Annotated in this window: 13 protein-coding genes; all 13 read right to left on the bottom strand. The window is 38.6% G+C overall.

What is annotated here, in order from left to right:
* Positions 1–48: 48 nt before the first annotated feature.
* Positions 49–735 carry an N-acetylmannosamine-6-phosphate 2-epimerase gene (locus tag GMD78_RS03170; RefSeq protein ID WP_155667068.1) on the bottom strand — a complete coding sequence of 229 codons (687 nt, stop codon included), beginning with the start codon at positions 733–735 and terminating at the stop codon, positions 49–51.
* A 38-nt stretch (positions 736–773) separates the two neighbouring features.
* A complete protein-coding gene (locus tag GMD78_RS03165) occupies positions 774–1400 on the bottom strand; it encodes a YesL family protein (protein ID WP_155667067.1) in 627 nt (208 codons plus the stop codon).
* A gap of 21 nt (positions 1401–1421) precedes the next feature.
* Positions 1422–2291 (bottom strand): carbohydrate ABC transporter permease, encoded by an 870-nt coding sequence (locus GMD78_RS03160; RefSeq protein ID WP_155667066.1) that lies wholly within the window; start codon positions 2289–2291, stop codon positions 1422–1424.
* Between the two features lie 14 nt (positions 2292–2305).
* Complete coding sequence (locus GMD78_RS03155) at positions 2306–3160, bottom strand: carbohydrate ABC transporter permease (RefSeq protein WP_155667065.1); 855 nt, start codon at positions 3158–3160, stop codon at positions 2306–2308.
* A 192-nt stretch (positions 3161–3352) separates the two neighbouring features.
* Positions 3353–4663, bottom strand: coding sequence for an ABC transporter substrate-binding protein (locus tag GMD78_RS03150; RefSeq protein ID WP_246187546.1), 1311 nt, complete (start codon positions 4661–4663; stop codon positions 3353–3355).
* 222 nt (positions 4664–4885) lie between these two features.
* The gene (locus GMD78_RS03145) at positions 4886–6445 is read right to left on the bottom strand and encodes an FAD-dependent oxidoreductase (RefSeq protein WP_155667064.1); all 1560 of its coding nucleotides are present in this window, start codon (positions 6443–6445) and stop codon (positions 4886–4888) included.
* Positions 6446–6458: 13 nt separating this feature from the next.
* On the bottom strand, positions 6459–7970 hold the full coding sequence (locus tag GMD78_RS03140; protein WP_155667063.1) for a DUF4127 family protein: 1512 nt from the start codon (positions 7968–7970) through the stop codon (positions 6459–6461).
* A gap of 1 nt (position 7971) precedes the next feature.
* Complete coding sequence (locus GMD78_RS03135) at positions 7972–9168, bottom strand: alpha amylase family protein (protein WP_196493705.1); 1197 nt, start codon at positions 9166–9168, stop codon at positions 7972–7974.
* Positions 9169–9182: 14 nt separating this feature from the next.
* The gene (locus GMD78_RS03130) at positions 9183–10154 is read right to left on the bottom strand and encodes an ROK family protein (RefSeq protein WP_155667061.1); all 972 of its coding nucleotides are present in this window, start codon (positions 10152–10154) and stop codon (positions 9183–9185) included.
* Positions 10155–10261: 107 nt separating this feature from the next.
* Entirely contained in the window at positions 10262–10969 is a 708-nt protein-coding gene (locus GMD78_RS03125; protein WP_155667060.1) for an alpha/beta hydrolase, read from the bottom strand.
* Between the two features lie 16 nt (positions 10970–10985).
* Positions 10986–11723: a glycerophosphodiester phosphodiesterase gene (locus tag GMD78_RS03120; RefSeq protein WP_155667059.1), complete on the bottom strand. Its 738-nt coding sequence runs from the start codon at positions 11721–11723 to the stop codon at positions 10986–10988.
* A gap of 11 nt (positions 11724–11734) precedes the next feature.
* The gene (locus GMD78_RS03115; protein ID WP_343042092.1) at positions 11735–12721 is read right to left on the bottom strand and encodes a Gfo/Idh/MocA family protein; all 987 of its coding nucleotides are present in this window, start codon (positions 12719–12721) and stop codon (positions 11735–11737) included.
* A complete protein-coding gene (locus GMD78_RS03110) occupies positions 12718–13395 on the bottom strand; it encodes a hypothetical protein (protein ID WP_155667058.1) in 678 nt (225 codons plus the stop codon). The genes GMD78_RS03115 and GMD78_RS03110 overlap by 4 nt, the downstream gene beginning before the upstream one ends.
* Between the last annotated feature and the right edge of the window lie 12 nt (positions 13396–13407).

Raw genomic sequence — 13407 nt, 5'->3', positions numbered from 1 at the left:
AAATTACTCCCTACCCTCCTCCCATATCGTATTGGAGTACTAAACAATTTAATCACTAAGCCCATCCACAAAGGATTTGGTAATACACTGTGGTCTCGTTATTGCCGATCCAACTACGACCGTATGTGCACCTTTTTGAATCATTTGTTTTGCTACCGTTGGACTCTCAATACGTCCTTCTGCAAATACAGGAGCATCCGTTGCATGTACTAGCTTTTCCACTAATTCTATATCGGGTCCTGACTGCTCTCTTTTGGTGTATTCTGTATATCCTGATAAAGTCGTTGAAACAAAATCAGCACCAAGATCTATTGCATGGATCCCTTCTTCAACCGTAGAAATATCTGCTAAGATGAGTTGGTCATGCGCTTTCATATACTGAATCAAATCCGGAAGAGATTCCTCATTTGGTCTGTCTCGCACAGTGGCATCAATTGCAATCATGTCCACTCCAACTTGGAGGAGCTCATCTACTTCCTTTTTAGTTGGTGTTATATACACATCACTACCTGAATAAATCCGCTTTACGAGTCCAATAATAGGAAGCTTAGTCACCTGTTTAATGGCAGCAATATCATCACTCCCGTTTGCTCGAATTGCAACTGCTCCACCAATGTCAGCAGCCAACGCCATTTTAGCCATGATATCGGATCCATGTAATGGTTCATTCTCGAGTGCTTGACAGGAAACGATTAGCTTCCCCTTTATTTGCTTTAAAATTTTAGTTTTCTCCATATACTTCACCACAGTTTGTAATTTTCTATTGTTCTATCTCAAGAAGTCAATTCTTCATACCTTCGATCTAACTTCATTCGTACAATATGATTCATACATGCCATCCATAGGATGATTCCACTTCCAGTTAAAAAGAATAGCACACCTGGAAACCTATAGGATACAAGTAACATTCCAACAATTCCTAATAAGTTAAAGAGGCTCCAATGAATGTAAGACAGTCCTGTGAAAAAAGATGTTTTAAACAATTTTTTAACTGTAAGATCGAAGGATAACATTGTTGGATAGATATAAAGAATTGTAATTGCTATCCCGATAAGTAATATAACTAAAACGGTCATGACTGGAATTTTAATCATGAACACATCTACTTGATTAAAAAATTTTAAGTCAACAGAAATAATTAGAACGAAACTACCAATCAGATACCCTACTATCTGTGATCGGACATAATAAGCCTTAAAGTTTTTCCAGAATTCCTTCCAAACGGATATATCCGTATTTCCTTTAGTCCATTGATCTGCTACTGCAAATGAAGCTGCAACAGCAGGAAACAAACTAAATAAAACAAGACCACTTATACTAGCCAACAACAAGATTACATTTAATTTAACCAAGCGCATGAACCATTCAAAAGCCTCAAATATAGTCGTTACTAGATTCATTCATCTCACAACCTTCTCCATTTAACCTTTCACAGAACTTGAATATGCAGCTTCAATAAAGTAACGCTGGAATGCAATGAACACAACAATGACAGGGATTAATGCAATCAATGCTCCAGCAGCTATTAATCTGGTATTCGCTGAAAACGCGCCTTGCAATTGATAGAGTCCTAATGTAATAGGATATTTATTAGGATCATCTAGGATTAGTAATGGCCATAGGAAGTTATTCCAGGATGAAATAAAACATAAAATCGCAAGCACTCCTAGCATTGGTTTTACCATTGGAAACATCAGCTTCCAAAAAATCTGCCATACATTTGCTCCATCAATAACGGCTGATTCTTCTATTTCCCTAGGAATTTCCTTAAATCCTTGCCTCATTAAGAATATCCCTAATGGTGTAATCGCTCCGGTGATAATAATACCTGTATAGGTTCCCATTAAACCTAACTTATCAATAACAAGATACACCGGAATCATCGTTACCTCATTTGGGATCATCATCGTTGCAATAATTAAGATAAAAATTAAATTCATTCCTTTAAATTTCATTCTCGCTAACGGATAAGCAGCAAAGGAACAGAATATTAACGGTAATACCACTCCAAAAAAGGTAAGAAATACGGTGTTAAGTAGATATCTAGGAATCGGTAACGTATTCCACACCGTTATAAAGTTCTCTAATGTAAATGTATTTGGAATGAATTGTGGCGGTATCGAAAAGATAACGTCATTTTGTCCTTTTAACGAGATCGAGACTGTCCAAATAAATGGAACAATCGTAATACACGTTAATAGAAGTAAAAAGAAATAGGAAATGAATTTACTGATTAGTTTTTTACGATTAAATCCTTGTTTAGATGGATTTGCCGCTACGGATTTAGACAACGTATTCCCCTCCTTTATGTATTGGGGTTATCTAGCAATTTTTGATTTATTAACGTAATAATAAGGATGATTACGAATAGGATGAAGGAGATTGCACTTGCATATCCCATATCTAAGTTCGTAAATGCTTCCTTAAACACTAACAATACCACCGTCGTGGATGCTTTTAATGGTCCACCATCTGTCATCGTTAACATTAAGGTGAATTCCTTGAATGCTCCCATTGTGGAAATAACCGCAACAAAAAATATCATTGGTTTGATCATTGGGACTGTTACATAAAGATGTTTTTTCCAAAAGTTCGCACCATCTAACTCACTAGCTTCATACAAGTCCTTTGGTACACCTTGCAAGGCAGCCAAATAAAATAACATATAATAACCAAAACCTTGCCAAATGGTAACGAATGCTAATGCGATCATAACGGTAGATGTATCCATTAACCAGCCAGTAGGTTCGATTCCAAACCAACTTAGAAAGTAATTTACAATTCCTTCTTTGGCAAACATCCATTTCCATAAGATAGCCGTTATAACAACAGATACTAATACAGGGAAATAGTAAATTAAACGAAATACTTTGATCCCTCTTAATTTCTGATTAACTAGGATAGCAACTAAAATCGGAAGAACAACTAGTGCTGGGGTAACTAACAACCAGTAATAGATGGTGTTGAACATAGCCTTCTTAAAGTCGCTATCCTGAAATGCTTTTAGGTAATTCTCTAAACCTAAAAATTCTATTGGTGTAAATACATTGTAGTTTGTAAAACTTAGTACAAACGCTGCAATACTAGGGATAAATGTGAATAATAGTAACAATAGTAGAGGGATGGCAAGAAACCCCCACGCATGCCTCGCCTTATACATATTCTTACCTCCTTTAAGAGAAGAACTTATCAGTTAGTAACTAGCCCTAGGCTTAGCCAGGTTATTTTCATTTTAGGGATGCAGAATTGGGAAATGTTACTTTTTCTTCTTGCAAATAAGGGCCACCCCCTCTACTACCATGGAATGGAGGTGATGCTTGAACATCGTAGGGGGACTGGCCCTTAACATCAACTATTCTAATACACTGTTAACTTCTTGTTCTGCTTGGGATAATGCATCCGCTGGATCAACGTCATTTAGGATCACTTGCTGGAATGCTTCTTGAATTGCTTCAATGACTTGTGATACGTTTTCTACTTGTGGACTCATATTTTCAGCAGTTGCTAAAGATTGTGCAGCATAGTAACGTCCACGTTCTGTAGCATCCTCAGAATCTTCACCTTGAGCAAAGAATTCGTCATTTGCAGCCTCTTCCACTGGAGGTAATACAGCTGCTTCTTTACCGAATTCTAATTGATTTTCTGCATTCGTTACGAATTTAGCAAATTCAACTGCTGCATCTAATGACTCACTATTTGCAGAAACTGCTATGTTCATTGGGTTCGCATGTTGTTTACCAGCTGTTCCTTCTAATGCAGCACCACCTAGTGATTTTTCGTACACTTCTGGTGATAAATCATTTACTTGACGGAATAATTGTGGACCTGTTGCCCACCAAGCTACTTTTTCTGTAGCATATAATTCTGCCATGGAAACCTGATTTAACATAACATCTAGTTCATATAAACCTTGGTCATAGTATTCTTTTAGGTTCGTCCATAATTCAACTGCTTCAGGGGTATTAAATGCTGCAGCAGTATTATCTTCGTTCAAGATCGGAATACCATTTTTCGGGAATAATAGATGCATTTCACCTTGAATAACTTCCCCATATGCACCAGTTTCTTCATAAATTACTTTTGACATTTCCCATGCCTCTTCAAACGTTGTTGGTGGTGCATCAAAACCTGCTTCAGCTAGAATATCTGGGTTATAAATTAAACCACTTGTAGTGGTGTACCATGGTAATGCGTATACCGTTCCGTTTACGCCCCCAGTGTTCCATAACCCTTCAAAGAATGTATCCTTAACATCAGCAGCTGCTTCATCCATGTTTACTAGTGCACCCATCGCACCGATTTTCTTAACAAATTCTGTATTTAAGTTCATTACATCAGGTAAATCTCCACTTGATGCAGATGTAAGGATGATTTGCTCCACTTGATCGTAAGGTACATCATTAATGGTAACGGTTACATCTGGATGCATACTTTCAAACTCATCCTTTAAATTATTTAAGTAATCTTCAAATGCTGGTAGTAATGAAATCGTCATGAATTCTACTTCACCAGCTAACTCGCCACTATCTGTACCCTCATTGTCATTGCCACTGCCCTGATCTCCATCAGACTCGGAACCACTATCATTCGAGCAAGCAGCAAATAGAAATAACATAATACCTAAGAGACTTATGAATAATAACTTACCCTTTACCTTTTCCAACCTTTTCCCCTCCAATTACTAATCATTTTATGGTGGAGATTCACTTCCTTTTTGGATTTATGTTTTGAAGAATATCTCCACCACAATTATAGACCTAGAAGAAATATTTTGTCAATTATATTTTTCAAAATATATTAATATTGTAAAAATTAAACCAAGCCCCTCCCATTCGACAAAACCCGACAAGTGACAGGCACCGCTCGAAATCCGAGGGTATTCCTGTTAAAATGCTTTGATTTCTGGCCAGTGGAGCTGGATGCCTATGTTGGTTAGTGTGTGTTGAAATGCTTTGGTTAATTGCCTGTCTGCATGAACAGCAGCAGGCTTAACGTTATTGCTTATTGCAAAGGATGCTAATGCCCCTGCAGATTCCCCAATATTCCATTCCACTGGATGCACTCGAAAACATCCATTCGTCAGCTGGGTTGTTCCAATATTTTTACAAGCAGGCAATACATTTTTCACTTTTATAGGAATTAAACTTCCTAAGGGTATTTCAAATGGATAGCTCTTCGCATAAAACAAGCGATTTTTTACGGTCGTTGGGTGTAGATCAATTCGATAAGCCCCAATTCCTACTGAATCCTCCAATTTACAAACACCTTGCTCCCCGCGAAGATCTGCATTGATATCATTCTCGGTTACCGTATGCATTGCCTTAATTCTCCTCGACTCTCGAATATACGGATGCATGGCAAGACCGTCCTTAGTTCCCACGACATCTGGTCGCAAACGAAACCCCGGGTATCCTTTACCTCCATCTGGCCTTGGCGCTTCACTTTGGAGCCAGTAAAGCGTAGACAAGCTTAACTGACGTGCTTCTTCTAGATGCTTTTTCTTTTCTGCCTCACTCACATCAATGATCGATCCTAACCAATAATCATTTTGCGGCCAATTAATCAAGGAAATATCTCCATCATAAAACCCATCTGCAAATTGCCTTTTGTCAATAATCCGCCTGTATTCCCACATTCCAAGAGACTGATCAGTCGAGAAAAACGGCATTTTTTTCGACTCTCCCGTATGTGCTTGCGGAATATACTCACTTAGCTGCATATGATCTAAAAATGATGCTTGATAATTACGCCAAAAATCATACATGTCTGGCTTAGCAATCGTGTAATCACCACCGGGAATATAGTCTAAGGCAAACACATTGGTAATCGACTGTACATCTTGTGGGTATGCCTCTGCCAACGCATTTGGCTCTCCTGTCTGTTCACTAGCTTCTGCACCAACTACATATTCCACATGTGCTAAAGGCAATAAATCACCTAATTCAGTTGCATCCAAGAAATACGCCGCCTCGATCTCAATTTCATCACCTGTCTTCAGATTCGAAACATATACTTTTGCTACTGATTCTTCTACCACATCTGCTCGAACCGCCTTATGATTTAATAGAATTTCAATCCTTCCATTAGAAAGGTAAGGCTGTAAAAAATCATACAATATTTTCAAGGCCACTCTTGGTTCATGTGCAATTCGACTTACCCAAGCATTCCCTGGATTAAGTAATTCATTGTTTAATGCCTCTTCGTTGAGTGGATAATTTCGTCTGTAATAATCCCTTACCTCATTACGAAACTGTCGGTACGTTTGGGTACAGCCAAATTGTTCAATCCACGGATGCTCATCTGGTGGCACTGCCTGAGTCGTTAACTGTCCACCTATCCAATCGGTTTCCTCCGTTAAAACAACATAGTTTCCTAGCTTTGCAGCAGTAAGAGCTGCTAAACAGCCACCAATTCCCCCGCCAATAATTGCGATATCCTTTTTCAAAAAAACACCTCCCTTATCTTTGAATCCTTATTTCCATGCCAATTTCGAATGTTCGCTTCCAAGGTAAATAAATGCGATCTACTATAAAATTAATTTGAACGTCCTTCTTCACCTCTACAGCTTTTTTCATGAATAACGCTTCCACTTTTTCTAGCAATAATTCATGTTCGCTTTCGCTTTCATTTTCTATTTCTGTCCTCACTTGCTGCCTAACAATAGTTTGATAGACATAATCATCTAAATAACGCACCAAAAACTGCCTAGCTTTTTCCTCACGTATGGGAAGACCTTTCCTTTCTGCTAAATGCACACAGGCAGCTTGTGCAACGGTGGTTCCAAGCGTATTTCCTGCCGTATTCCATGCAGCAAACCCGTAAATCTCATTTAGTTGGAATGCCTGAAAGAGCATTGGCACCATAGCCGGGTCTGCCCCATTTGCATAAGCAACATCAGCTATCGCAATTGATTTGCCATTGCTGGCATAATAACGTAACTTTCTCGTCCATTCACCGATATTTCGGTCGTTCGTATCTACTCCATCCAAATAAAGCTGTAAGGCCAGATCCCCTTGCCGCTTACCTGGAACATTTACACCGAGGATGATGTCTGCTTCTTGAGGTGTTTCCACTGTATGACTGCCAAATGCAAAGATTTGTCCTTTTACCGATTCTTGTAAAGCCCGATCCTCATACATCGCCATCGAAAGGGAACCTTTTAATCCACTATATATCGGATAAAAAGTAGGATAGGTTTCCTCTTCCAACAGATAAATCATTCGGGCAATTAACGTACTTGCTACCTCGTCAGCACCAGGATAAATATAAATCGAATCTAATAAATCTCTTCGTCTTGATTCCTCGACTAAGTTTTCCTGTTCTTGGATATTTAAGCCGTATTCACTCGTATCGTCCTGTGGAAAAACTAACAAATCAAGACATCCCTTTTCCACTTGATCGATCATCGATAGATTAATAGAAAAGTTTCGTTTTCGAGTTTGGATATAATCCTCTAAAATATCTGTAGGAATTTCTAGCTCCATTGCTTTCACAATATCAAGATCAGCTGGATCACCATGCTTCTCAAACCGGTGCGAGTGGTAGGAAAACTTCCATATTTCCTTACCATACTGATTCCAGTACTCCTTCTCTTCTTGATTTACATAGCTATTGGATAGCCGCATCGTAGAACTAAAAGCCATGATTTTTTTATCTGGATATTTTTGCTTCATAGATACTAGCTTTTCCAATCGTTCTTTTAAAATCATTTCCCCGTCTGTATTTACTCTCGAAGGAACGAGACCACCATATAACAGCATATCGATAGAAACAACAAATCCCTCAACGTTTGGTATTACCTCATCTATCCATTGGAAAAGATTCTCTAAATCAGCTGGCTGTTTTAAAAAACCTAACATTTCTTTCTGTGGCATGATCACTTCCCAACCGGTTAATTTTGCTAAATCCTTTGGTAAATCATAGGTAACTGGCCTAGCATCAACAGGTATGAGTGCTAATTTTCTATTCATGTCATTCCCGCTTCCCTAATTCTTCTTTTAAAATGTTCCACCATTGATATTCCTCTACATAAACCGTATCAAACAGCATGACACCAGCAGATTTCTGCTTGCACATTCGAATAGCTTTTCTAAATTGCTCCGGATCATTGACATAGTTCTTTAGGAATAAGCTTGCAATAAACGGTGTTGCCCCATTAATTGCTTCTAAGCTTATATCTGCTGCCCCTTCTACACTGTACCAATATGCTGGCTTCTCATTGTTCTTTGCTTCATCTCTAGTAACGTCATAGTAATAACAACCTGTCATTAAGAAATCTAATTGCTCTGCAAGACCTGAAACCTGGTATGTATCAGAAGTCCACTTTAAGGTCGGACGATATGTTTCACTGCCCCAATTAACGCCTTCACTATAATAGAGCGGGTACCATGAACCAACATAATCAGCAAATAGTGGGAAATGTTGTTTAACAACTGATCTTGCTTTTTTCACGAAGTGTTTAATATTATTTGCTCTCCACTCCGTCCACATTGGAAAATACGGACCGAATTCAATTTCCTTCTCATCATTAATCGTATAAATATCCTCTGGCCAATTTGAAACCTTCTCTCCCACATACGCCTCAAAGCTGTTTCGGCTTAGCTCACTAAAATCACCGTAAACATTTGGATAGCGACAACGATCTATAACCACTCCATCCAAGTCATATGTACACACTTCTTGTATAATACGTAACTCATGGTCCTCCACTTCTGGATGAATAGGGTTCACGAAGATCGTATCAGCATCCTTATATTCTGCCGCATTCGATTCGGATGCAACGGCATCATTATAAAACGTAACCTTCCAATGTTCCTTATCATATGCGAGCCCATCTCGAGATTCTGTCGTTCCCTCGGAGAAAACATCTACATTAGCCAATACCTTCACATCATAGTTTTTAGCCTTAGATAAAAACTCCTCCAAAAAATCACGATTTTTCCACATGCTAAAACGACCATCAGACCAGCTACTAACATGATAGCCGTACTTACTAGGGTAGGTGGTTTGTCCAAAAGGAACTTTAGCATCAATGATCAGGTGAGTCACCCCTGTATCAACTGCATTTTCAAGTAAATTTACTTGTTCTCCATCATCAGCTAATCGCTTTCCATTCGCTAAAAAATCCACCCATAAAATGTTAGCGTTTTCATCAAATGTAAAACTCATACCAGCATTCCTCCTTATTTTTGAAACCATACCTGACTGGATGCGCCGATTAATCCTGCATCATAGCCAAGCTTGGAAAGACGTATATCAACCGTTCCGATAAGAGAAGACATCCCCTTGTGTTGGATGTGCTCTTGAATAGTTGTGGCAATCCATTCCCTTTCTCGAACTAAGCCACCACCTAGCACAATGACAGATGGATTAAAGGTATGTATCATATTTACGATCCCATAAGAAAGTGCCAGGATTGCTAGATTAATTGTTTCCTTAGCTACTGGCATTTCTGCTTCATACCAAGAAAACACTTCCTTACTCGTAAGCTGATTACGATTTCCTTGATACACTTTTAGCTCTTCTGTAAGATCTGTTGATTCCAAGTTTTCTAAACGTTCCTTCATTCGATTCGCAATTCCCGTTCCGGACGCATAAACTTCGATACATCCTTTTGAACCACAGTTACAATCGGGGCCATTCATATTTACCGTCATATGGCCAAGCTCTCCTGCTCCGCCCCATTCCCCACGGATGAGATCCCCTTGTGAGATAACCCCTCCTCCAACTCCAGTCCCTAATGTAAGACCGATTAAGTTATCTGTACCCCGTGCCTCTCCAAACACATATTCCGCAATAGCAAAGGTATTTGCATCATTATCAAGATAAATTGGAAGGGATGTATACTGTTTTAGATAATCAATGATCGGTATATTATTCCAATCTGTTATATTCGATGTTCCCGAGATAATTCGACCTATGTCATAGTTTACTTGACCAGCTGTACCAATCCCTACACCATTTATGTTATACCCAGCTTCCTTGGCTAAATTGGAAAATGTAATGACGGTTTCCCGCAAAACATCTAATATACGATCCTTTGATTCTTTTGGAGTTGAATAGGTTTGTTGCTTTAACACATGGCCACTACGATCAACTAGCCCAGCAGCTATTTTAGTTCCGCCAATATCTATCCCTAAACTACATTCCTTCACGAAGATACCTCTATTCTATGAATATTTTTTTCTCTTAATGAATTAAATTAGGAGATATTCTCCAATTTTAATTATATTCTATTCAAAATTGACAGTCAACTCACCTTTCACGAATGAAAGAGAAACTTAAGTGCATTTGGTAAATCTCGTTCCCAAACCACCCATAAATGATGTTCCTCGAATTCTGTCAATTGTACGCTTGCACCTTTTTTCCGGAAAACTTCTGCTAGCTCCCGGTTTCTCGTATAGATATATAACCTTTCATTTGTAATTGGTGATACAAATTCATCTTCATATATTCCAACGGTTTGATAAACCTTCCAATGTAGCGGTTGGTCCATATTATATATTTCATCCAAATCCTGTTGACTAATAGCTGCTGATTGTAATAGGAGATGCGTCCACATGCTAGGTTGTTTAGCTGCAATGTTTAAACTAATGTTGGCTGCGAGTGAATCTCCAAGCAATCCTCTTTTTATTACGTTTCTAACAGACAACTCTTTCTCTACAAATGGGATAAATTCGGTATGCATCATTTGTATATAGCTATGAAAATAGCTTCCCTTTCTATTGTAGGAATGCCATCTTTCTTCTGACGTTCCTGGATGTATGAATACAATTATCCAATTATCATTAGGGACTAGTCCTTTACTTTTTAGGCCATGGAATGCCTCTAAAAATTTTCCTAACTCTAAATAGTCATTCCCATCCTGTACATAGAGGATATTTCCTTCTGTAATTGGATGATCTGGAGCTACTACATGGTATTCAAACGCTTTATTCAAAATGGTACTATGAAAATATCGCTTCTCCATTTTCCTATATCTCCCTTTATGAACGATTTAGTCTCTTCCTCACCTCGATAGCACGTGCAGGAAAATCTGTAATGATCGCCGTACACCCTGCCTTTATAAGTTTCTCCATTAAGGGTACTTCATTAATGGTGTATGGGCGGGTTGGGATTCCTTTCCGTTCGGAAGTACGTATCATGTCTTCTGTTATGCTATAGAAATGCGGATGTATACTCGTTGCTCCAAGCGAACCAGCATATTGCCATGGCTGATACAATTTCGCCGAGTACAAAATAGCGATATCTATATCTTGATCTAACTCTCTAACTTTGTTTAGCCCTACATGATTAAACGATGAAATAATTGTTTGACCCTTTACGTTAAATCGCTCTACTTCAGCTAGCACCTTTTCTTCTAATCCTGGATACTCTAAATAAAATACATTTTTCAACTCAATATTCACGAGCAAATTCTTTTCCTTCACCCAAGATAATACGTCAGCTAACTCTGGTATTCTTTCACCGGTAAATTGCTTACTAAATGAACTTCCAGCATCTAGCCGTTGCAACTCAGTTAGCGAAAAATCCTTCACATGGCCACTCCCATTTGTCGTTCGATCCACAGTTTCATCATGAATCACTGCTAACTTACCATCTTTCGTTAGATGTACGTCCAGCTCGATTCCATCTGCACCTACACGTTCTGCTTCCCGAAAGGCTGCCATCGTATTTTCAGGATGTGTCCCCGCACTTCCTCTATGTGCAATAATTTTAGTCATATTTTTTGCTCCTATTCTACTCGTTCAATCATGACCTTCTCGTTTAGCCTACTAGATTTATAGGCTGCCAGAGCAACCTGCATAGCCTTCAGCCCATCAAATCCAGTAATAGATGGCTCCCTACCTTGTTCAACACACGCTATAAAGTCCTGAATTAAACCTAAATCCATATCATTTCCAAAAAATTCATGAGATAAAGTTTTACCCTCACTTGAAAATAACCGTACATGCTCTTTTAATGCATCGACTTTAATCGTTTGTTTGGTTCCCACTACTTCAATCGTTACATCTCCCCAGGTTGGATATTCCGAAAACCTAGACCAACTCGCATCATGGGAGGCAATTACTCCATTTTCAAATTCCAGTGTAACAAGACCCGCATCATCAATTGGGATGTCGTGAAAAAATGAATCAACTATCGCATATACTTCCGTTACTTCTTTTCCTACATACCAGCGCATTATATCCACCATATGTACGGTGTGATCTAATACCGCGCCACCACCAGACAGTTTTTCATCAATAAACCATCCTCCTGGATTTTGTCCTCTGTTGGTGGTACGAAATGCAACGATTTCCCCTAACTCTCCGTTATCAATTAATTCCTTTAGTTTTCTAATTGGTGAACTAAACCGTACCGGAAAAGCAATTTGCAGGATAACATCATTCTCCTTACAAATATCTATCATTTCCTGTGCATCCTCTACTGACGTCGCAATTGGTTTTTCACATAGAATATGCTTCTTTGCTTTTGCAGCATTTATGACCATTTCCTTATGATGAATATTTTCACTACAAATAATGACAGCGTCCATTTCTTCCGATAGAAAAGCAGCTTGATCCGGATAAAAAGGGATGTGATATTGTTCAGCCACTTCATTGCCACGTTTTTGATCATCATCAAAAACACCGATCAGTTCCACGTTAGGTAGTTTCATGATGCAATCCGAATAACTATATGCATGCATATGGGCAAAACTCATGATACCTATTTTCACCGTTGATCACCTCTAGTCACTAGATTTCGAATGTCATCAAGACGTTTTAATAGACTATCATTCACCGGATGGGAATGATCCAATACGGAATCTATACTGTAGATTAATGTATGATCTTTTTTAGTAGCAAAAGGATCTGCCTCCATGCTAGTAAATTCAATAATTTTCTTATTCCCACTCCATTCTAGTTCGATAACTTCCTCATCCATAAACGTATAGTCAAGATGTGCCATTGTACCGCAGTTAAATGTAACAGTCACAATAATATGAAGTGGAGATTGATCCTTAGCAGTTCGTTTGACGTAAACCATTTTAGGACTGCCAAACATTGAAGAAACCACAAATAAATCATCTACGATTATAGGATCATTCGTCGTTGTCGATCGAGTTTTCCTTCGTAACCGAAATACACCTTGTGGGTGCGGGTCACTTGTGATAATCTCTTTTGCTTTTTGAAAGAATGGATAGCTTTCTAGATCAAAATATACGTATGGATCGTCCACTGACTTTACCTGTGGTAACTTTGACATTGGAAAAAACACTTGGTCATCATGGGATAAAACGAGATGGTCGACATCATTTAAGGAACGGATTAAGTAGGTATCCTCTTTTTCCTTCATTTGATTGACTTCTAACGTAAATTTATCCAAATCCCCAATAATCAGCTTTCTCACACAGATCACCTC

Source organism: Ornithinibacillus caprae, assembly GCF_009728145.1.
In the GTDB taxonomy this organism is placed as follows: domain Bacteria; phylum Bacillota; class Bacilli; order Bacillales; family Amphibacillaceae; genus Ornithinibacillus; species Ornithinibacillus caprae.
Note: the sequence above shows the minus strand (reverse complement) of the source record. Positions and strands in the feature narration are given on the sequence as shown.

Coding starts and splice junctions, on each gene's coding strand:
- GMD78_RS03170 (WP_155667068.1), bottom strand. CDS start 735: ATGGAGAAAACTAAAATTTTAAAGCAAATAAAGGGGAAGCTAATCGTT.
- GMD78_RS03165 (WP_155667067.1), bottom strand. CDS start 1,400: ATGAATCTAGTAACGACTATATTTGAGGCTTTTGAATGGTTCATGCGC.
- GMD78_RS03155 (WP_155667065.1), bottom strand. CDS start 3,160: ATGTATAAGGCGAGGCATGCGTGGGGGTTTCTTGCCATCCCTCTACTA.
- GMD78_RS03140 (WP_155667063.1), bottom strand. CDS start 7,970: ATGAATAGAAAATTAGCACTCATACCTGTTGATGCTAGGCCAGTTACC.
- GMD78_RS03135 (WP_196493705.1), bottom strand. CDS start 9,168: ATGAGTTTTACATTTGATGAAAACGCTAACATTTTATGGGTGGATTTT.
- GMD78_RS03125 (WP_155667060.1), bottom strand. CDS start 10,969: ATGGAGAAGCGATATTTTCATAGTACCATTTTGAATAAAGCGTTTGAA.
- GMD78_RS03120 (WP_155667059.1), bottom strand. CDS start 11,723: ATGACTAAAATTATTGCACATAGAGGAAGTGCGGGGACACATCCTGAA.